Genomic DNA, 19,469 nt, shown 5'->3' with positions numbered 1-19,469 from the left:
TGGGCCCTTGACGTCAAGTCGGGCGTAACGCTAGCGGATACGCCCGACCGCCGCCCCCGCCCCCCGCGATCACCTGCCCGCGAGGAAGCCCAGGATGTCGTGCCTGGTCACCACGCCCGCGGGCTTGCCGTCCACCAGCACCATCGCGCCGTCGGCGTTGGACAGCGCTTGCATGGCCGAACCCACCGGCTCACCAGCGCCGATGGTCGGCAGCGGCGGGGACATGTGGTTCTCCACCCGGTCGGCCAGCTGGGCCTTGCCGGTGAACAGGGCGTCCAGCAGGTCACGCTCGTTGACCGCACCGGCCACCTCGGCCGCCATGACCGGGGGCTCGGCGTTGACCACCGGCATCTGCGAGACCTCGAACTCGCGCAGGATGGCCACGGCCTCGGCCACCGTCTCGTTCGGGTGCACGTGCACCAGTTCGGGCATGGTGCCGTCCTTGCGGCGCAGCACGTCGCCCACGCTGGCCCCGGAGTGGTCGGGCGAGAGGAAGCCGTAGGAGGACATCCAGCTGTCGTTGAAGACCTTGGACAGGTAGCCGCGGCCGCCGTCGGGCAGCAGCACCACGATCACGTCCTCGGGGCCGCAGCGCTCGGCCAGCTTGAGGGCCGCCGCGGCGGCCATGCCGCAGGAGCCGCCGACCAGCAGGCCCTCCTCGCGGGCCAGTTTGCGGGTGACCTCGAAGGAGTCGGCGTCGGAGATCGGGATGATCTCGTCGCAGACGCCGCGGTCGTAGGTGGTCGGCCAGAAGTCCTCGCCAACGCCCTCCACCAGGTACGGGCGCCCGGTGCCGCCGGAGTAGACCGAGCCCTCCGGGTCGGCGCCGATGACCTTGACCCGGCCCTCGGAGATCTCCTTGAGGTACCGGCCGGTGCCGGAGATGGTGCCGCCGGTGCCGACGCCGGCCACGAAGTGGGTGATCCGCCCCTCGGTCTGCCGCCACAGCTCGGGGCCGGTGGAGTGGTAGTGGCTGGCCGGGTTCTCCGGGTTGGCGTACTGGTTGGGCTTCCAGGCGCCGGGAATCTCGCTGACCAGCCGGTCGGAGACGTTGTAGTAGGAGTCGGGGTGTTCAGGGGCCACCGCGGTCGGGCAGACCACCACCTCGGCGCCGTAGGCCTTGAGCACGTTGCGCTTGTCCTCGCTGACCTTGTCCGGGCAGACGAACACGCACTTGTAGCCCTTGCGCTGGGCGACCAACGCGAGGCCGACCCCGGTGTTGCCCGAGGTGGGCTCGACGATGGTGCCGCCCGGCTTGAGCTCGCCGGAGCGCTCGGCCGCCTCCACCATGCGCAGCGCGATGCGGTCCTTCACGCTGCCGCCGGGGTTGAGGTACTCCACCTTCGCCAGCACGAGCGGCTTGAGGTCCCGGGTCAACGAGTTCAGCCGCACCAGCGGGGTGTTGCCGACCAGGTCGACGACGTGTTCGACGTACTCCACCGGATTCCCCTTATGTCATTCGTCTGTTGGACGACCGCAGCCTAACCCGATCCGGGAACAGCCAGCCGGTTCGCCGTGTTAACCCCAACGGCCTAGCCGACGATGGAACTGGTGCGGCACCGGGGGAGGGTGACTATGGCTGTGCACGGGTTTCGCAGGGCGGCGGTGGCGCTGGGCGCCCTCGGCGGGCTGTCCGGTGCGCTGTACCAGTTGATGCTGGTCCAGGCGAAGAAGGCCGAACAGGTCATCGGCATACCGGTGGACCCGCCGTTCCTTGGCGACGGCATGTACCTGCCGGACGGGCGCGGCCCGCTGCCGGTGCTGGAGGTGGACCGGGCCCCGCTGCGCTTCGCGGTGTTCGGCGACTCGATGGCCGCGGGCCTTGGCGTGGACGGGCCGGAGCAGCTGCCCGGTGTGCTGCTCGCCAGGGAGCTGGCCGAGGAGTCCGGGCGCCCGGTGTGGCTGGACACCCACGCCGTGGTCGGCGCGACCACCCGGGACCTGGCCGCGCAGGTGGACCGGGCGCTGGCGGGCCGGCCCCCGGACGTGGCGCTGATCATCATCGGCGCCAACGACGTGACCGTGCAGCTACCCATCCCGCAGTCGGTGGCCAAACTGGTCCGCGAGCTGGGCCGCCTGCGCCAGGCCGGTACCGGCGTGGTCGTGGGCACCTGCCCCGACCTGGGCACGGTCCGCCCGCTGGCGCAGCCGCTGCGCTCCTACGCGCGGACCTGGAGCCTGCTGCTGTCCCGCGCCCAGTGCCGGGCCGTGGCCAAGGCGGGCGCCCTGGCCGTGCCGCTGGCCGACCTGCTCGCCCCGGACTTCCTCACCCGGCCCGCCGACCTGTTCAGCTCCGACCAGTTCCACCCCAGCGCCGCCGGGTACGAGCAGGCCGCCTCGGTGCTGCTGCCCGCGCTGTGCTCGGTGGCCGGGGTGTGGACCGGCGGCCCGCTGCCCAGCCTGCCCACCCGCTCCCAGCTGGCCGAGTCGCGGCGGCCGACCGCCCGGCTGATCGCACGGGTGAACCGCGGGCTCGGGAGAGCTTGACCACACCCTGACGGGACTGCTGAGGTTCTACGCTGCTGGGAGTTACCAGCCAGTAGGCGAACCGAAGGAGTTTCGCGATGCCCGAAGCCGTCATCGTCTCCGCAGCCCGATCCCCGATCGGCCGGGCGGGCAAGGGATCGCTGGTGTCCATCCGGCCCGACGACCTGGCAGTGCAGATCGTGCGCGCGGCCCTGGACAAGGTGCCCTCGCTGGACCCGACCCTCATCGACGACCTGATCATGGGCTGCGGCCTGCCCGGCGGGGAGCAGGGCTACAACATCGGCCGGGTCGTCTCGGTGCTGTCCGGCATGGACCACCTGCCCGGCTGCACCGTCACCCGGTACTGCGCGTCCAGCCTGCAGTCCACCCGGATGGCCTTCCACGCCATCAAGGCCGGTGAGGGTGAGGTGTTCATCTCCGCCGGTGTGGAGACCGTGTCCCGGTTCGCCAAGGGCAGCTCCGACGGCCTGCCCGACACGCAGAACCCGCTGTTCGCCGACGCCGCCGCCCGCACCGCGGCGGTCGCCGAGCACGGGGCCGACGAGTGGCACGACCCCCGCGAGGACAACCAGGTCCCCGACGTCTACATCGCCATGGGCCAGACCGCGGAGAACCTGGCCCTGCTCAAGGACGTCAGCCGCGCGGAGATGGACGAGTTCGGCGTCCGCTCGCAGAACCTGGCCGAGAAGGCCATCGCCGACGGGTTCTGGGCCCGCGAGATCACCCCGGTGACCCTGCCCGACGGCACCGTGGTCGCCACCGACGACGGCCCGCGCGCCGGGGTCACCCTGGAGAAGACCGCCACCCTCAAGCCGGTGTTCCGCCCCGACGGCCGGGTCACCGCGGGCAACTGCTGCCCGCTCAACGACGGCGCCGCGGCCCTGGTCGTGATGAGCGACACCAAGGCCAAGGAGCTGGGCCTGACCCCGCTGGCCCGCATCGTGTCCACCGGCGTGTCCGGCCTGTCCCCGGAGATCATGGGGCTGGGCCCGGTCGAGGCCTCCAAGCGGGCGCTGGCCAAGGCCGGTCTGTCCATCGGCGACATCGACCTGGTCGAGATCAACGAGGCCTTCGCCGCGCAGGTCATCCCCTCCTACAAGGACCTGGGCATCCCGCTGGAGAAGCTGAACGTCAACGGCGGCGCCATCGCCGTGGGCCACCCGTTCGGCATGACCGGCGCGCGCATCGCCACCACGCTGATCAACTCGTTGCAGTTCCACGACAAGCAGTTCGGCCTGGAGACGATGTGCGTGGGCGGCGGCCAGGGCATGGCGATGGTGCTGGAGCGGCTGAGCTAGCGCGGGACTCGCCCGCCAGTGGGCGGGACTCGCCGCATTCCCCGCGAGTCCCGCCCTGGGGAGCGCGAGTCCCGGTCTGGGGGGCGTGAGTCCCGGGCTGGGTGCGCGTGTCGGCGGTTCATGCCCCGCGTGTCGGACGTTGCGGACGCGCGTGTCGGCGCTTCGCGGCGCGTGTGTTCGGCGTTCCGGGACGGTGTGTCGGCGCTTGCGGGACGGTGTGTCGGCGCTTGCGGGGTTACTCGGGTCGCCCGCTGGACTGATGCGGGCTCTCCCGAGCGGGCGTGGGTGTCGGTTGGGGGTGGCTGTGCCCGCTTCGCTCTTGGCGATCCTCCGGATCGCGGCGTCTTCGCTTAGGTCCGGTCTCTTCCCTTGGCTCAGTTCGCCCGCTGAAAAGACGCGGCCGAACTGAGCCGGCGGTCCAGAGACCGGCGCGAAGACGCGCGAAGGGGCCGTCCCGGGTGGGGCGGCCCCTTTGGCGTGGTGGGGACTAGTTGCGCTGGAGGGAGGCGAGCAGGCGCAGCATCTCCAGGTACAGCCAGACCAGGGTGGTCATCAGGCCGAAGGCGATGTACCAGGCGAAGCGGGCCGGGGCGCCCGAGCGCAGCGCCCGGTCGGCCTGGTCGAAGTCGAGCAGGAAGTTGAAGGCCGCGATGCCGATGAACACCAGGCTGATGACGATGCCCAGGGCGCCGGTGCGCAGCGGACCGGCACCACCGGTGAACATCGAGACGATCAGGTTGAGCAGCATCAGACCGGCGGCACCGGCGGTCGCGCCGATGATCCACTTGGTCAGGCGGGGCGTCACCTTCACCGCGCCGACCCGGTAGACCACCAGCATGGTGGCGAACACGATCGCCGTGCCGATGATCGCCTGGAGTGCCACCCCGGGCACCCACCGGTTGAACAGCTGGGTGATCGCGCCCAGGAACACACCCTCGGCGGCGGAGTAGGCCAGCACCAGCGCGGGGTTGACCACCTGCTTGAAGATGATCACCAGCGAGAGCACGAAGCCGACGAGCATCGCCGCGAAGGCGGTCCACATCGGGAAGTTCAGCACCACCGCGAGCCCACCGGTCACCACGGCGGTGATCAGCGTCACGGCGGTCTTGGTGACCACGTCGTCGATGGTCATCGGTCGGTCGGCGGCGGTCGGCGGGGCCGGGTACCCGGGCGCGGTCTGCTGCTGGCCGAAGCCCGCGTAGCCGCCCTGACCGCCTCCGGGCAGGTTGCGGAACGCGGGGTTGCTGGTTGTGCGCACCTGGTCCTCCTGGAACGTGTGGCGCCTACATCTGGGTCAACGGCCGCGAGGGCCGAAGGGTTCCCCGACGGGCAAAGCTCACTTTACTCGGCCCGCACCACCCCTCCCGAGCGCCCCGCAGACCCGTTTGGAGTCGATCTTGTGCACCGAATGGCCCAACGGCGTTCGGATGATCGCCAACTTCACACATCCTTGACACACAGAGTGTGCTCGGACATCCTCCCGCTGGCGGCTTGTCCGACCACCCGCGCGCCAGCCAGGCTCGCAGGCGTGGTGGTGCGTACTCCTCGTCGTCGGGGGACGGGGTCGGTCGCCATCTGGGAGAGTTCCGACCACACGTGGGGCGGCGTGCCGCGGGGAAGCAGCACGGCGCCCATTCCATAAGGAGCACAGGACCGACATGGGACTGAGCAAACTGGTCGCTGGGGTGACCGGAGCGGCGCTGCTGACCGGGGTGACCCTGGTGGCGGCACCGGGTGTCGCGCTTGCCAAACCGGTCAACGGGCACGGCTACGACGTGCCCGCGCAGCCGTACAAGGGCAACCCGGACAAGACCGACTGGATGGGGTCCTACCTCGTCGACGGCAAACAGGTCTGGTGCGTGGAGTTCGCCTACAAGGCGCCCAACAGCGACGAGAAGTACCAGCCGGGCGACGTGCTGAAGGACAAGTGGGGCAACGCACTGCCCGATGACGTCGCCGCGAACATCTCCTACCTGCTGCTGCGCTACGGCGGCACGCAGGCCAACGGGGACTCCGCGGCGCTGGCGCACCTGCTGCACACCTGGACCTCCGGGGTGCCCAAGGGCGACCCGCGCCTGGACCCGAACAAGACCTTCAAGGAGATCGGGTACGACATCACCGGTCACCTGAACTCGCTACCCGCCGACGCCAAGGCGGCGGTGGACAAGCTCCGGTCCGACGCCGAGGCCAACCGGGGCCCGTGGACGGCCAAGATCACCCCGCCCACCGGCCCGCAGGTCATCGGCACGCCGGGCAAGTGGACCGTGCAGGTCACCAACGCCAAGGGCAAGGGCATGGGCAACGTGCCCGTCGCGCTGACCCTGGCCGACGCCAAGGTGGGCGCCACCCAGGTCAGCACCCCGGCCGACGGCGGGCCGCTGGTGCTGGACGTGACCCCGACCGGGGCGAACCCCTCGGTGTCGTTCAGCGTGGACAGCCCGGCCGACCGGCCCGTGGTGCAGAAGCCGGTGGACGTCAACACCCAGCACGTGGTCTCCACGGGCGGGGAGAAGAAGCTGACCGGCTCGGCCAAGGTGCCCGCGACCACCGCCCCCGGCCAGGTGAAGGTCACCAAGACCGACGCCACGACCAACAAGGGCATCGCCGGGGTCTCGCTGCGGGTCACCGCGGCGGACAAGACCGCGCCCGCGGTCAAGCAGGACGGGTCGAACCTGACCGGCCAGGACGGCAAGCCGCTGGTGCTGACCACCGGTGCCGACGGCACGGCCACCGTGCCCGACCTGCGCACCCCGCAGGACATCTGCATCATCGAGGTGTCCGCTCCCGCCGGGTACGAGCAGGGCTTCGACCCCAAGTCGCCGCCCTCGGTGTGCGGCAGCGTCAAGCCCGGTGAGGTGCTCGCGCTGAGCCTGACCAACAAGCCGAACACGCCGACCGTTCCGGTGCACATCCCGGCCGGTGACGGTCCCGTGGTCGCCAACGCGGCCGTGGTCACCCAGATCCAGCCCGGTGCGCTGGTCGGCTTCGGCGTGCTGGTGCTGGCCGGGCTGAGCGCGATCGGCCTGCTCTGGCGCCGTCACGTGGCCAGCGGCCGCTGACCCGGTGGGACGCCACAGCGCACGGAGGACCCGCTGGCCGGAATCGGCCGGCGGGTTCCCGCTCGCACCACGCTCCCGGTACCGGACCCCGGCCGCGGCGGCCGGTACCGCGATCAGCGGCGCGCTCGGGCTGACCATGATCGTGGCAGCGGCGGGCGCCACGCTGATCGCCCAGGGCCAGCAGGTGCGCGGCACGGCGATGGCGGCGAGCGCGGCCTCGACCGCCACCCCGCAGCCGCAGAACGCGCCCGCACAGGCCCCGCCCGGCTCGGCGACACCACCGCCGATCACCGGCCCGCCGCAGCAACCCCAGCAGCCCGCCCAGCCGGTGCAGCCGCGCGCCAACTCCGTGCTGCTGCCCAAGGGCGGGCTCGCCGAGCTGGTCCGCAGCTCGGTGGGCGGTGACGGCACGCTCCAGGTCCCCAACGGGGTGAGCAAGGCGGCGCTGTGGGGCGCGGACCTGGCCGCCAAGTCCGGGGCCACGCTGATCGCCGGGCACATCAACTGGGAGGGCACGGTCGGCCCGTTCGCCGAGCTGTGGGGCGCCAACCAGGGCCAGACCGTCACCGTGCTGGACGCATCGGGCAAGCCGCTGCGGTTCACCGTCAGCGAGGTGCTGACGGTGAACAAGGACAACCTGCCGCAGCACGCCCAGCAACTGTTCGGGCAGGACGGCCCGCACCGGCTGGTGCTGGTCACCTGCGGCGGCCAGTGGGTCGGCGGCGCGCTGGGCTACGACCAGAACCGCGTTGTGATCGCCACACCGGCGAGCTGAACCGAGCAACCCGTCCCCGTGCCCGGTCGTCAGACCAGGTATGGGGACGGGGAAGCGGCTGGGCTGGCTGACGACCGCGACGGCACTGGTGCTCGCGGTGGTCATGGTGATCGTGATGGGCAAGGACGACGGGACGGCGCAGAACGCCGCCGCGCAGACCAGCGCCACACCGACGACGACCACCACCCCGGGGCCGATCACCCCGCTGGGACAGCCCGCACCGGCCGGTCCCACGCCGACCCTGCCCGCGCCCACCGGTCAACAGCCCGCCTGGATGCGCAAGCTCAAGCCCGGGGAGAAGCCCCCGCAGTTCGTGCTGTTCTCCTTCGACGGCGGGGTGTCGGCCAAGCACTGGGAGGCCATCACCCCGATCGCCAAGCGCACCGGGGCGCGGGTCACCGCGATGCTGTCCGGGGTGTACCTGCTCTCCGAGGACCAGGCGAACCAGTACACCGGGCCGGGGCACAAGCCCGGGGAGAGCGCCATCGGCTTCGGCGGCTCGCCCGCCGACATCACCGCCCGGATCAAGTACCTCAACGACGCGCTGGACGCGGGCCACGAGTTCGGCACGCACTACAACGGCCACTTCTGCGAGGGCGAGGGCGCCCCGGTCGGCTCCTGGTCCACGGCGGGCTGGAACTCCGAGATCGACCAGTTCGACCGGTACCTGCGCGCACTGGACGCCCGCGGGCTGCGGATCACCCCCGAGATGATCAAGGGTGGGCGCACGCCCTGCCTGGAGGGCAACTGGGACCAGCTGTTCCCGGCCGCCCACGCGCACAACTACGTCTACGACACCAGTCACGTGTCCTTCGGCGTCACCTGGCCCACGGTGGACCGGGGCATGTGGGAGTTCCCGCTGCCCGAGGTGCGCATCCCCGCACTGGACCGCAAGGTCGTCATGATGGACTTCAACTTCTGGTACGTGCTGGACGGGGCCAAGGAGGGCGACGACGCCCGCGGCCCGGAGTTCAGCCCGATCGTGCTGGACACCTACCGCTCGACGTACCTGGCCGCCTACAACGGGAACCGGGCCCCGCTGGTGGTGGCCAACCACTTCAACGAGTGGGCCGGCGGCGCCTTCTCCACCGCCGTGCAGGACTTCATGTCCGAGACCTGCACCAAGCCGGAGACCGTCTGCGCCACCTACAGCCAGGTGATCCAGTGGATGCAGTTGCAGGACCCCGCCGTGCTGGACGCCTTCCGCAAGCTGCCCGCCGCGCACAACTAGTGCTCGACCCGTAGCGCCCAGAAAGGGTTTTCCCCTAGTGTGAGGACTCCGCCGCGCCTCTCGATGACCGATGTGATCTGAGGAGTGAGCGATGTCCGCGAGCGAGTTGCAGGTCCGCACCGAGCAGACCGAGGACAAGTCCCTTCCCGTGTGGGTCAGGCCCGACTTCAGCGAGTACGACACGCCGATGGAAGTCACGGCGTACTCCGGCCGCGCCTGAGTCGACCAGTGAGCACTCGTGGCGGGACCGCCTGCGCGGTCCCGTCCCGGGTGCTGCCCACACCCGCAGGGAGCTCCCGTGACGACCACTCACGAACCGTTGCCCGCCGAGCAGTTCGTCGGCGAACTCCGCGCGCTCGCACCGCGCTACTGGCATGATCATCCGTTTCACCAGCGGCTGCACCAGGGCCTGCTGAGCAAACACGAACTCCAGTCCTGGGCCGCCAACCGCTGGTACTACCAACGCAGCCTGCCCCAGAAAGACGCCGCGATCCTGGCCAACTGCCCACTCCCCCACATCCGCCGACACTGGCTGGACCGCATCACCTACCACGACGGCGACCGCCCCGACACCGGCGGCACCGAGAACTGGCTCCGCATGGCCGAAGCCCTCGGCCTGGACCGCACCGAAGTCCTCGACGAACGCCACGTCCTACCCGGAGTCCGCTTCGCCGTGGACGCCTACCTCACCTTCGCCCGCACCAAACCCTGGCTGGAATCGGTCGCCTCCGGCCTCACCGAAATGTTCTCCCCCGGCCTGATGCGCCGCCGCCTGGCCGACATGCGCGAACAGTACCCCTGGATCGCCGAGGACGGCTTCGCCTACTTCACCTCCCGCCTCACCGTCATCGCCGACGAGGGCACCACCACCCTCGACCTCGTCGTCGAACACGCCACCACCCGCGCCCAACAACACGCCGCCATCGCCGCCCTGACCTTCAAATGCGACGTCCTGCGCGCGATCCTGGACACCGTGGACTACTACTCATGACCACCCCCCACGCCACCCCCCAGGCCATCCCCCGACTGCGCCGCGGCGTCCGCTGCGCCTACGACCGCACCCGCGACACCGACGTCGTCCTGTTCCCCGAGGGCGTGCTGCTGCTCAACCCCACCGCCTCCGCGGTCCTGGACGCCTGCGACGGGGCCACCAGCATCGCGGCCATCACCCACACCCTGGCCACCGAGTTCCACGGCGTCCAGGCCACCGACATCCTCGACCTGCTGACCCGGCTGGCCGCCCGCAGGGTGGTGGACCTTGACTGAACCACCCCTGGGCCTGCTGGCCGAACTGACCCACCGCTGCCCCCTGCACTGCCCCTACTGCGCCAACCCCCTGGACCTGGTCCGCCGCGAGAACGAACTGGACACCCCCACCTGGCGGCACATCCTCGACCAGGCCCGCGACCTCGGCGTCCTGCAAGTCCACCTGTCCGGCGGGGAACCCCTGGCCCGCCCCGACCTACCCGAGATCCTCGGCCACGCCCACCACCTGGGCTGCTACACCAACCTGGTCACCAGCGGCCTGGGCCTGACCCCGCACCGGCTGGCCGACCTGATCGACCGCGGCCTGGACCACGTGCAGCTGTCCATCCAGGACGCCGACCCCGCCACCGCCACCCGCATCGCCGGCACCAAAGCCGTCGAGCACAAACGCCGCGCCGCCGACCTGATCACCACCGCCGGACTCCCCTTAACCATCAACGTCGTGCTGCACCGCGCCAACCTCGACCACCTCCCCGCCATCATCGACCTGGCCGAACAACTGGGCGCCGACCGCCTGGAACTGGCCAACACCCAGTACTACGGCTGGGCCCTACGCAACCGCGCCGCCCTGCTACCCACCCCCGCGCAACTCGCCGCGGCCGCACCCGTCGTGGCCGCCGCCCAGGCCCGCAGCCGGATGGACATCGTCTACGTCCTGGCCGACTACCACCAGGCCACCCCCAAACCCTGCATGCACGGCTGGGCCGCCCGCCAACTGACCGTCACCCCCAACGGCGACGTCCTACCCTGCCCCGCCGCCACCGCACTCACCGACCTCCCGGTCGAGAACGCCACCCACACCCCACTAGCCCAGATCTGGTACCAGTCCCGGTCCTTCACCGCCTACCGCGGCACCGACTGGATGCGCGACCCCTGCCGCAGCTGCCCCCGCAACACCATCGACCACGGCGGCTGCCGCTGCCAAGCCTTCCAACTCACCGGCGACGCCACCAACACCGACCCCGTCTGCACCCTGTCCCCCCACCACCACCTGATACAAACCATCCTCACCGAGGAGATCACCCCGCAGCGCCCCGAGTTCGTCATGAGGCAGGTGACCACGTGAAGGTCCTCGTGCTGGGCACTGCCGCCGGTGGCGGCTTCCCGCAGTGGAACTGCGCCTGCGCGCAGTGCGCCAAGGTCCGTGCGGGTGCACTGCCCGCACGGACCCAGGACTGCCTGGCCGTCAGCGGGAACGGCCAGGACTGGTGGCTGCTCAACGCCTCCCCCGACATCCGCGGCCAACTCGTCTCCGCGCCCGAGTTCACGCCCGGCCCCGGCCGCCGCGACACCCCGCTGCGCGGCGTGCTGCTCACCGACGCCGAACTCGACCACACGCTGGGCCTGTTCGTACTGCGCGAGGGTGGCGGCCAGCAGGCCTTCGCCCCGCGCAACGCTCTCGACGCGCTGCGCGCCGATCTCGGACTGCGCGCCGTGCTCGACCGCTACGCGGGCTGGACCTGGACGGAGTCCTTGCCCGGCAAGGCCTTCGACCTCGCCGGCGGGCTGCGCGCCATCCCCGTGCCGGTCGGCAGCAAGCGCCCCAAGTACGCCGGTCAGTCCACTGTGGACGACACCTGGGTGCTCGCCTACCGCGTCGAGGACCCCGCCACCGGAGGCGTGCTCGTCTACGCCCCGTGCCTGGCTTCCTGGCCCGAGGGCCTGCTCACCGGCGCCAGCATCGCGTTCGTGGACGGCACCTTCGCCCGCCCCGACGAGATGGGCGCCGCTACGGGCAGTTCCAAGGGCCAGTCCGCCATGGGCCACCTACCGATGCTCGGCCCCGGCGGCAGTCTCGAGGCGCTGCGCCGCCACCCCGGGGTGCGGCGGATCTACACGCACCTCAACAACACCAACCCGGCGCTGGACCCCGACTCCGCCGAACGCGCCCAACTGACCGCCGCCGGAGTGGAGATCGTGCCCGACGGAACGGTGCTCAACTGCTGACCTACCTGTGAACGTCCCCCACCACTCCCTGGGGGGCGACCCCGGCTCCAGTCTACCGCCCCACCCCGACAGTTGATCTTGCTCAAGATCCACATGTGGACAGGACGCCGCCTGTGGACAAGCCGTAGCGGCGCTACGCCCGGCTAGCGCTCATGCGCGGGTCGCTCGTAGACGCGCACGATGCCCATCCGGTCGCCGACCCGGTTGACCAGGCGCTCCACCGCGCTCCGGTTCGGGTCGGCGTGGTGCCCGGGGCTGTGCGCGTGCCTGCCGCCGACCGCGGCGAAGATCACGCAGGTGGCCACCACCAGCGCCACGGAGACGGCGAGCACGACCCGCCGTACAGCGCGCAACGACATGTCGACCTCATCTCCGTGGTGCGGGCGCGAACGATGATCATTGTGGCGCACCGGTCACCCCCGGGACGCCGCAGGGCCGGACGTGGTTAGCTCACGCGGTGCTGCGTGTCGTCATCGCCGAGGATCTCGTACTGCTGCGCGACGGTCTGATCAGGCTGTTGTCCGCACACGACTGCGAGGTCGTCGAGGCCGTGGACAACGGCCCGTCCCTGTTACAGGCCCTGCTCACGCACCGCCCGGACGTGGCCGTCGTCGACGTGCGGCTGCCACCGACGTTCACCGACGAGGGCCTGCGCATGTCGATCAAGGCCAGGGAGCAGGTGCCCGGCCTGCCGATCCTGGTGCTGTCCCAGTACGTGGAGCAGCTCTACGCCCGCGAGCTGATGTCCGACCGCCGGGGCGCGGTGGGCTACCTGCTCAAGGACCGGGTCGCCGACGTCGCGCAGTTCATCGACTCGGTCCGCCGGGTGGCGGCGGGCGGCACCGCACTGGACCCGGAGGTGGTCGCCCAGCTGCTCACCAGCCGGGCGCGGGACGAGCCGCTGGGCAGTCTCACTCCCCGCGAGCGGGAGGTCCTCGGGCTGATGGCCGAGGGCCGGTCGAACGCGGCGATCGCCTCACGGCTGTTCGTCACCGAGAAGGCGATCGGCAAGCACACCAACAACATCTTCACCAAGCTGAACCTGACCCAGTCCGAGGACGACAACCGGCGGGTGCTCGCCGTGCTCACCTACCTCAACGGATAACCACCTGATCGGGTGGCGTGGTTGATAGGGTCCGCGCTGGTGTGCCGGGAAGTCTGGTCGGCGGGCAACTGTCGACGGCGAAGGGCTTCGGGGCATGCGCAGTGTGGAGACCGTTCTCTTCCTCGTGGTGCTGGCCACCGTGGTCGCCACCTCGGCGAGGCGGTTGCGCATCCCCGCCCCCTCGCTGCTCGTGGTCGCCGGACTCGTGGTCGGCGTGCTGCCGGGCGTACCGCCGATCACCGTGACACCCGAACTGGTCAGCCTCGTGGTGCTGCCGCCCCTGCTCTACGCCGCCGGTGAGGAGACCTCCTGGCGGGACCTGCGGGCGGTGTGGCGGCCGGTCACCGTGCTGGCGGTCGGCCTGGTGCTGGCCTCGGCGGCGGCCGTGGGACTGGTCGCCGCGCTGGTGGCCCCACTGCCCGCGAGCATGGCCTTCGTACTGGGCGCGGTACTGGCCAGCACCGACCCGGTCGCGGTGACCGCGCTGGGCAGGCGGCTGTCGCTGCCGCCCAGGGTGCAGGTGCTGGTGCAGGCGGAGAGCCTGTTCAACGACGCGACGAGCCTGGTGCTGTTCCGGCTGGCGGTGTCGGCGGCGGTGGCGGGCGGCGCGGTGTCCTTCGCGAGCACCGGAGGGCAGTTCCTGCTGCTGGCCGGGGGCGGGGTCGGCGTCGGGCTGCTGGTGGCCCTGGGCATCGTGCTGATCCGGCGGCGCACGGTGGACCCGGTGCTGGAGACGGTGATCGCGCTGGTCAGCCCGTACGCCGCGTACGTGCTCGCGGAGAGCCTGCACAGCTCCGGGGTGACCGCCGTGGTGGTGGCCAGCGTGGTGCTGGGCACGCAGGCGCACCGGATGACCACCGCGCACATCCGGCTCCAGGTGGATGCCGTGTACAGCACGGTGATCTTCATCTTGGAGAGCGTGGTGTTCAGCCTGATCGGGCTGCAACTGCCCGAGCTGATCCGGGCGCTGGCGGGCACCGACCCGGACTGGCCCTGGCAGGCGCTGCTGATCACCCTGGCGCTGATCGCCGTGCGGTTCCTGTGGGTGTTCCCGCTGGGCTGGGTCATGCAGCTGCGGCAGGGCTCACGGAAGGTCAACTGGCGCATGTCCACCGTGGTGTCCTGGGCCGGGGCACGCGGGGTGGTGCCGCTGGCCGCCGTGCTGTCCATCCCGATCGCCGCTGACGACGGAACCCCTGTGCCGCAACGCAACCTGGTGCTGGCGCTGGCGACCACCGTCATCGTGATCACCCTGGTGGTGCAGGGCTTCACCCTGGCGCCACTGGTACGCCGCGCGGGCGTGGCCAGGACACCTGCCGAGTCCCGGCGCGAGCGGACCGTGGCCGAGTTGCACCTGGCGGAAGCGAGCCTTGCTCATCTGGAGCACCTGGCCGATCTCGAGGCGGCGCCGGACGCCGTACTGGAACGGTTGCGGCAGAACCTGCGGGCGCGCATCGAGCACACCAACCACGAGCACGGCGAGGCACCGCAGAGCCCTTCGGCCGCAGCGGTCTACCGCTCACTGCGCAGGGAACTGCTGTCGGTGGAGACCGCCGAGCTGACCCGGTTGTACGAGGCGGGCACGATCGACGACGGCACGCGCCGCCGCCTGCAACGCACCATCGACCTGGAATCGGCTCGGCTGGACGACCTCTAGGACAGGTGCGTGTAGAGGAAGTCGGCCACGGCGAGCAGGGCGGCGGTGGACTCGGGCACGTCGGGCGCGAACAGGTGCCAGAACTGGATCAGGTCCGGCCACAGGTCCAGCACGGCACGACCGCCCGCCTTGGTGATCCGGTCCACCAGTTCCGCGGCGTCGTCCACGAGCACCTCGCGGTCACCGGCCTGCACGAGCACCGGGGCCAGTCCGGACAGGTCGCTGTACAGCGGGGAGGCGAGCGGGTCCCGCGGGTCGGTGCCGTTGAGGTAGTCGGCGGCCGAGGACAGCACCTGGGCACGGCCGCCGATCGGGTCGTGCTCGGCGAACCGCCGGTAGGAGTCCGCGCTGGCGGTCAGGTCCAGGATCGGGGACAGGCAGGCCGCCGCCGCCGGTTGCGGCACACCCGCGTCCCTGGCGGCGAGCAGCGTGGACAGAGCCAGCCCGCCGCCGCTGGTGTCGCCGAGGAACGCGACCCGGTGCGGCGCGTAGCCCTCGTCCAGTACCCACTCGTAGGCGAGCCGGCAGTCCTCGACGGCAGCCGGGAACGGGTGCTCGGGGGCCAGCCGGTAGTCCAGCACCAGCAGCGGCACGCCCAGGGTCACCGCGATCTGCGAGGCGAACCCGCTGAACGCCGCCGCCGACCCGGCGCGGAAACCGCCACCGTGGAAGTACAGCACCACCCGGTCCATGGCGGCCCCGGTCGGGCGCACCCACACCGAGGGCGTGCCCTGCGCGTTGGTCTCGCCGACGACCACGCCCTCGGCCAGCGGGATGGCGCCCAGCGCCAGGTCCATCGCCGCCCGTGCCGCACGCAGCCCCTCCGCACCCGCGGCCGGTTCCGGGCGCGGACTGGCCGTGATCGCGGCCAACAGGGCCTCGAACTCGGGACTGGGCATGCCTTCTCTTCTGCCGGGTCGGGCCCCGACGGTACCCCAGCACCCGGCCTGGCCCGTGACCCGAGTCACGACGCGCCGTACCTCAGGCGAGGGTCACCCCGTAGGCGCTGAGGGCGGGCCCGACCGGCTGGAAGTACGTGGTGCTGCTGTCCCCACCGGACACGGTGCCCAGCGCGGTGCCGCCGTCGAACAGGGCGCCGCCGCTGTCCCCGCCCTCGCAGTGCACCCGTGCCTCGATCAGCCCGCGCACCACCTGGCCGTTGCCGTAGTTCACGGTCCGGTTCAGGCCGGTGACCTGCCCGCAGGTCAGGCCGGTGGTCCGCCCGCTCTTGCAGGCCTGCTCACCGACCCGGGCGTTGCCCACCGTGCTGATCCGCTGCGTGCCGCCGTCGTAGCGGTCCACCTCGCCGGGCCCGTCCCCCGTGTCGTTGCGGATGAGCCCGTGGTCGCTGCCAGGGAAGACCGAGCCCGCCGTGGGGCCAAGGCCCTGCCAGTCCCCGCCGCCCTGGGTGCAGTGGCCCGCGGTGAGCACGTAGAGCTGGCCGCCCTTGGTGACGTTGAACCCCGCCGAGCAGATGCTCGTGTCGGTGCGGATCTCCTGGCCGCCGAGCAGTTGCGGGCTCAGCGGCCGCGCCGTGTGCCGCACGCGGGCGAGCGGGCCCATGCCGCGGACCAGGTCCAGCAGGCGCCCCATGCCGGGGCCCTTCGCCTGGTCGGAGATGGTGACCACGAGTTGGTGGCTGGACTCGTCCACGCCCCAGGCGGTGTTGGGCACGCCGGTGACCGCGTCCAACGTGGCCTGGGCTGTCACCAGTGCCGCCATGGGGGCGGCCTGCGCCCCGGGGGCCGCCATCGCGGTCAGGACGCCCGCGAGCAGGGTCGCGCTGCCAAGCCGCCGAAGTTCACTACCCACGGTGACCATCCGATCTCACTCAGGAATCAGGGGTCCACAGCCTCACCCGAGCGTGCGAGGTACCGCTACCCACTACCGACGAGTAGTGACCACTTAACCTCGGTTTCACGTGGAGCGATCTTGAGCGAGGACCACCCGCACGGGGTGACCCACCCACACGCAGCCTCCACGGACGTGTTGACGTAGCCCCCACCTCGGCGTTGTCCACACACCGCCAGCGACTTCCACCACCACAGCACAGTCCACAGTGGACTTTTTTCCCGACAACAGGTCCGGCCCTCGCGGGCAGTGGACCCGGCGCCGCCTTCGGAGCGAGTGAGCGGCTGCGGCAAGCCGACCAGGCCCTCGGCGGCCAACCGGGTGCCGAGCAGGACCAACCGGATCACTTGCAGGTATCGAATTCATGCCCGATAATCGGTAGTGACTGGGAGGAGGCGGCTATGTCCGTCGGCATCGAGAAGGAACAGACCCAGCGGCTGATGGAGAACGTGGACGCCATCGAGGAGGTCGCCGGTTCGCTGCCCTCCGGGGCGCCCGGTCGCTCCAAGCTCTACGGCGTCGCCGCCGACCTGCTGGCCTCCGCCAGACCGATCCGCCCCGTGGTCGCCGCCGACCTGCTGGAGCTGACCGAGAAGACCGTGCGGGCCTGGGCGAACGAGGGCGTGCTGGTGATCAGCGAGGCCGAGCCGACGATGCGGCTGGAACCCCAGCGGGTACACGAGGTGCTGCGGCTGGTCCGCGAGCTGCGCGGACTGGGCCGCACCAGGGGCCTGCTCGACGAGGTGCACCGCAGGCTGTCCGACCAGGCCCTGCTCGACCGGGCCGACCTGTCCGAGAGCCTGAACCAGATGGCCGAGGGGAACGGACGCGTGGTCCGCACCAAGTGACCATCGAGGTAGTCGAGACCAGGATCGCCGAGGCCCAGGCCGCCGGACTGCGTGGGCCTGCGCGCAAGGCCTACGAGGGCTTCCTGGACGAACTGGCGCACCGGGGCTGCGCCGCGCTGGGCTACCGGGTCACCGGCCCGGAGCCGCTGCCCAGGCTGTGCGTGCGGCACCTGCGCGGCAACGACCGCGTGGTGGTGGCCTTCGAACGGGCCGACCGCGCCTGGATCGTGCTAGTGGGCGCGCACGACACCGATCCGGGGGTTGACGTCTACCAGGCCCTGTACAAGCTCGTGGGCATCGTGCCCACCGACCGCACCCGCCGGACGAAGCCGAGCTGCTGCGAGCCGGTCACCGGCCGCGCGCCCACCGCGGAGGACGCCGTCATCGACGAGCTGGTGCGCCGGGCCCGGTCACTGGCCAGACCGGCCCGGCGCACGCGCTACCCGTGAGTTGTCCACAGCCGCCGAGTTACCCACATGTGGATCTTGAGCAAGATCAACTGTCGGGGCGGGGCGGTAGACTGGAGCCGGGGTCGCCCCCCAGGGAGTGGCGGGGGATGTTCATGGGTAGAGCGGGCGATCTTCCTATGCCGTGCGCTCGGCGGCGGCCAGCTTGACGCAGGTGGCCAGCACGCGGGTGGCGGCGGCCAGCTCGTCCAGCGGGGGGAAGCTGGGGGCGATTCGGATGTTGCTGTCCCGCTCCTCCTTGCCGTACGGGTAGGTCGCCCCGGCGGGGGTGAGCGCGACACCGGCCTGCTTGGCCAGCTCCACGACCCGGCTCGCGGTGCCCTCGGGCACGTCCAGGCTGATGAAGTAGCCGCCCGCGGGCTCGGTCCAGCTGGCGATGCCCAGGCCGCCCAGTTCCTCGGCCAGGATCTGCCGCACGAGCTCGAACTTGGGCGCCAGGATGTCGCGATGGCGGCGCATGTGCGCACGCACGGCCTCGGCATCGGGCAGGAACCGCATGTGCCGCAGCTCGTTGATCTTGTCGGGTCCGATGGTGCGCTTGCTCAGATGCCCCAGCAGCCACTTCACGTTCGCGGGCGAGGAGCCGAAGAAGCTCACGCCGCTGCCCGCGTTGGTGATCTTCGAGGTGGAGGCGAACAGGAAGGCCCGGTCCGGGTTGCCCGCCTCGGCGCACAGCCCCAGCACGTCGGGGATGGTGACCTCGTCCTCGGTGAGGTGGTGGATGGCGTACGCGTTGTCCCAGAACAGCCGGAAGTCCGGCGCGGCGGTCGGCATCGCGGCCAGCTCGCGGATGGTGCGCTCGGAGTAGGTGGCCCCGGTGGGGTTGCTGTACGTGGGCACGCACCACATGCCCTTGATCCGCGCGTCCTCGGCGACCAGGCGCTTGACCACGTCCAGGTCGGGCCCCTCCTCGGTGAGCGGCACCGGGATCAGCTCGATGCCCAGCTTCTCGCACAGCCCGAAGTGCCGGTCGTAACCGGGGACCGGGCACAGGAAGGCCACACCGGGGGTGTCCACCCAGCGGGGGCCGTCGGTGGTGCCCAGCAGCAACGCGGCGACCACGCTGTCGTGCATCAGCGCGAGGCTGGAGTTGCCACCGGAGATCAGCTGCGCGGCGGGCACGTTGAGCAGGCCGCCCCACAGCTCACGCAGTTCGGGAAGGCCCTGCAGCACGCCGTAGTTGCGGCAGTCGGTGCCGTCGGCGGCCCGGTAGTCCCCCTCGCCCGGCAGGGACAGCAGCGGGGCTGACAGGTCCAACTGCGCCGAGGACGGCTTGCCCCGGGTGAGGTCCAGCGACAGGCCCTGCGCGATCAGCTGGCGGTGCTCCTCGCGGAGACCCTCCAGCCGACCAGCCAGTTGTTCGGTCGGGAGCGTCATTGCAGAGATGGTTCCAGACGCGGGGCACGGGGTACCGCGCGGCTACCCCCGAGTACCGACTGCTTGTGGCAGCAAGAGAAAGCCCCGCCCGCCGTGCCCTG

General features: G+C 71.1%; 20 protein-coding genes. 14 read left to right on the top strand and 6 right to left on the bottom strand.

The features are described 5' to 3' along the window. Positions 1-69: 69 nt before the first annotated feature. Positions 70-1,440, bottom strand: a complete 1,371-nt coding sequence (locus tag KALB_RS04190; RefSeq protein WP_025354472.1) for a cystathionine beta-synthase — start codon at positions 1,438-1,440, stop codon at positions 70-72. Between the two features lie 135 nt (positions 1,441-1,575). Between KALB_RS04190 and KALB_RS04185 the strand changes: the two genes are divergently transcribed. Together KALB_RS04185 and KALB_RS04180 are read left to right on the top strand one after the other, a co-directional pair. Further along, a complete protein-coding gene (locus KALB_RS04185; protein WP_025354471.1) occupies positions 1,576-2,487 on the top strand; it encodes an SGNH/GDSL hydrolase family protein in 912 nt (303 codons plus the stop codon). 77 nt (positions 2,488-2,564) lie between these two features. Further along, on the top strand, positions 2,565-3,785 hold the full coding sequence (locus tag KALB_RS04180) for an acetyl-CoA C-acetyltransferase (protein WP_025354470.1): 1,221 nt from the start codon (positions 2,565-2,567) through the stop codon (positions 3,783-3,785). Between the two features lie 487 nt (positions 3,786-4,272). On the opposite strand, the gene KALB_RS04175 is transcribed toward KALB_RS04180, so the two are convergent. Continuing rightward, on the bottom strand, positions 4,273-5,043 hold the full coding sequence (locus KALB_RS04175) for a Bax inhibitor-1/YccA family protein (protein WP_025354469.1): 771 nt from the start codon (positions 5,041-5,043) through the stop codon (positions 4,273-4,275). 400 nt (positions 5,044-5,443) lie between these two features. On the opposite strand from KALB_RS04175, the gene KALB_RS04170 reads away from it, so the two are divergent. From KALB_RS04170 to pqqB, 8 genes are all read left to right on the top strand, one after another. Then, positions 5,444-6,844, top strand: a complete 1,401-nt coding sequence (locus KALB_RS04170; RefSeq protein WP_025354468.1) for an MSCRAMM family protein — start codon at positions 5,444-5,446, stop codon at positions 6,842-6,844. A gap of 4 nt (positions 6,845-6,848) precedes the next feature. Next, complete coding sequence (locus KALB_RS04165; RefSeq protein ID WP_025354467.1) at positions 6,849-7,619, top strand: class F sortase; 771 nt, start codon at positions 6,849-6,851, stop codon at positions 7,617-7,619. A gap of 40 nt (positions 7,620-7,659) precedes the next feature. Beyond that, positions 7,660-8,850: a polysaccharide deacetylase family protein gene (locus KALB_RS04160; RefSeq protein ID WP_025354466.1), complete on the top strand. Its 1,191-nt coding sequence runs from the start codon at positions 7,660-7,662 to the stop codon at positions 8,848-8,850. Between the two features lie 91 nt (positions 8,851-8,941). Then, positions 8,942-9,070 (top strand): pyrroloquinoline quinone precursor peptide PqqA, encoded by a 129-nt coding sequence (gene pqqA / locus KALB_RS50070; RefSeq protein ID WP_063750744.1) that lies wholly within the window; start codon positions 8,942-8,944, stop codon positions 9,068-9,070. Between the two features lie 99 nt (positions 9,071-9,169). Then, entirely contained in the window at positions 9,170-9,841 is a 672-nt protein-coding gene (pqqC, locus tag KALB_RS04155) for a pyrroloquinoline-quinone synthase PqqC (protein ID WP_236650168.1), read from the top strand. Continuing rightward, positions 9,838-10,116, top strand: coding sequence for a pyrroloquinoline quinone biosynthesis peptide chaperone PqqD (pqqD, locus tag KALB_RS04150; RefSeq protein WP_025354464.1), 279 nt, complete (start codon positions 9,838-9,840; stop codon positions 10,114-10,116). The genes pqqC and pqqD overlap by 4 nt, the downstream gene beginning before the upstream one ends. After that, entirely contained in the window at positions 10,109-11,182 is a 1,074-nt protein-coding gene (gene pqqE / locus KALB_RS04145; protein ID WP_025354463.1) for a pyrroloquinoline quinone biosynthesis protein PqqE, read from the top strand. The genes pqqD and pqqE overlap by 8 nt, the downstream gene beginning before the upstream one ends. Then, positions 11,179-12,063, top strand: coding sequence for a pyrroloquinoline quinone biosynthesis protein PqqB (pqqB, locus tag KALB_RS04140; RefSeq protein WP_025354462.1), 885 nt, complete (start codon positions 11,179-11,181; stop codon positions 12,061-12,063). The genes pqqE and pqqB overlap by 4 nt, the downstream gene beginning before the upstream one ends. Positions 12,064-12,206: 143 nt before the next feature. Here pqqB and KALB_RS04135 read toward each other — a convergent pair whose 3' ends face one another. Beyond that, positions 12,207-12,422, bottom strand: coding sequence for a hypothetical protein (locus KALB_RS04135; protein WP_025354461.1), 216 nt, complete (start codon positions 12,420-12,422; stop codon positions 12,207-12,209). Between the two features lie 101 nt (positions 12,423-12,523). Here KALB_RS04135 and KALB_RS04130 point away from each other — a divergent pair, with 101 nt between their 5' ends. Beyond that, entirely contained in the window at positions 12,524-13,168 is a 645-nt protein-coding gene (locus KALB_RS04130; protein ID WP_025354460.1) for a LuxR C-terminal-related transcriptional regulator, read from the top strand. Positions 13,169-13,262: 94 nt separating this feature from the next. Continuing rightward, the gene (locus tag KALB_RS04125; protein WP_025354459.1) at positions 13,263-14,825 is read left to right on the top strand and encodes a Na+/H+ antiporter; all 1,563 of its coding nucleotides are present in this window, start codon (positions 13,263-13,265) and stop codon (positions 14,823-14,825) included. Here KALB_RS04125 and KALB_RS04120 read toward each other — a convergent pair. Together KALB_RS04120 and KALB_RS04115 are read right to left on the bottom strand one after the other, a co-directional pair. Next, the gene (locus KALB_RS04120) at positions 14,822-15,724 is read right to left on the bottom strand and encodes an alpha/beta hydrolase (protein ID WP_025354458.1); all 903 of its coding nucleotides are present in this window, start codon (positions 15,722-15,724) and stop codon (positions 14,822-14,824) included. The two genes, KALB_RS04125 and KALB_RS04120, sit on opposite strands and share 4 nt — an antisense overlap. Before the next feature lie 82 nt (positions 15,725-15,806). Continuing rightward, the gene (locus KALB_RS04115; protein WP_158510706.1) at positions 15,807-16,637 is read right to left on the bottom strand and encodes a S1 family peptidase; all 831 of its coding nucleotides are present in this window, start codon (positions 16,635-16,637) and stop codon (positions 15,807-15,809) included. 440 nt (positions 16,638-17,077) lie between these two features. Between KALB_RS04115 and KALB_RS04110 the strand changes: the two genes are divergently transcribed. Both KALB_RS04110 and KALB_RS04105 read left to right on the top strand, forming a co-directional pair. Then, complete coding sequence (locus KALB_RS04110; protein ID WP_025354456.1) at positions 17,078-17,524, top strand: MerR family transcriptional regulator; 447 nt, start codon at positions 17,078-17,080, stop codon at positions 17,522-17,524. Beyond that, a complete protein-coding gene (locus KALB_RS04105; protein WP_025354455.1) occupies positions 17,521-17,973 on the top strand; it encodes a hypothetical protein in 453 nt (150 codons plus the stop codon). The genes KALB_RS04110 and KALB_RS04105 overlap by 4 nt, the downstream gene beginning before the upstream one ends. A gap of 135 nt (positions 17,974-18,108) precedes the next feature. Here KALB_RS04105 and KALB_RS04100 read toward each other — a convergent pair whose 3' ends face one another. Beyond that, the gene (locus tag KALB_RS04100) at positions 18,109-19,368 is read right to left on the bottom strand and encodes an aspartate aminotransferase type Ic (RefSeq protein WP_025354454.1); all 1,260 of its coding nucleotides are present in this window, start codon (positions 19,366-19,368) and stop codon (positions 18,109-18,111) included. Between the last annotated feature and the right edge of the window lie 101 nt (positions 19,369-19,469).

Source organism: Kutzneria viridogrisea DSM 43870 (genome assembly GCF_000525635.1).
GTDB classification, from domain to species: Bacteria; Actinomycetota; Actinomycetes; order Mycobacteriales; family Pseudonocardiaceae; genus Kutzneria; species Kutzneria viridogrisea.
Note: the sequence above shows the minus strand (reverse complement) of the source record. Positions and strands in the feature narration are given on the sequence as shown.

Bases quoted from the DNA above. Each gene is read 5' to 3' on its own strand.
- KALB_RS04185 (WP_025354471.1), top strand. From the start codon at position 1,576: ATGGCTGTGCACGGGTTTCGCAGGGCGGCGGTGGCGCTGGGCGCCCTC.
- KALB_RS04180 (WP_025354470.1), top strand. From the start codon at position 2,565: ATGCCCGAAGCCGTCATCGTCTCCGCAGCCCGATCCCCGATCGGCCGG.
- KALB_RS04170 (WP_025354468.1), top strand. From the start codon at position 5,444: ATGGGACTGAGCAAACTGGTCGCTGGGGTGACCGGAGCGGCGCTGCTG.
- KALB_RS04160 (WP_025354466.1), top strand. From the start codon at position 7,660: ATGGGGACGGGGAAGCGGCTGGGCTGGCTGACGACCGCGACGGCACTG.
- pqqA (WP_063750744.1), top strand. From the start codon at position 8,942: ATGTCCGCGAGCGAGTTGCAGGTCCGCACCGAGCAGACCGAGGACAAG.
- pqqD (WP_025354464.1), top strand. From the start codon at position 9,838: ATGACCACCCCCCACGCCACCCCCCAGGCCATCCCCCGACTGCGCCGC.
- KALB_RS04135 (WP_025354461.1), bottom strand. From the start codon at position 12,422: ATGTCGTTGCGCGCTGTACGGCGGGTCGTGCTCGCCGTCTCCGTGGCG.
- KALB_RS04125 (WP_025354459.1), top strand. From the start codon at position 13,263: ATGCGCAGTGTGGAGACCGTTCTCTTCCTCGTGGTGCTGGCCACCGTG.
- KALB_RS04120 (WP_025354458.1), bottom strand. From the start codon at position 15,724: ATGCCCAGTCCCGAGTTCGAGGCCCTGTTGGCCGCGATCACGGCCAGT.
- KALB_RS04110 (WP_025354456.1), top strand. From the start codon at position 17,078: ATGTCCGTCGGCATCGAGAAGGAACAGACCCAGCGGCTGATGGAGAAC.
- KALB_RS04100 (WP_025354454.1), bottom strand. From the start codon at position 19,368: ATGACGCTCCCGACCGAACAACTGGCTGGTCGGCTGGAGGGTCTCCGC.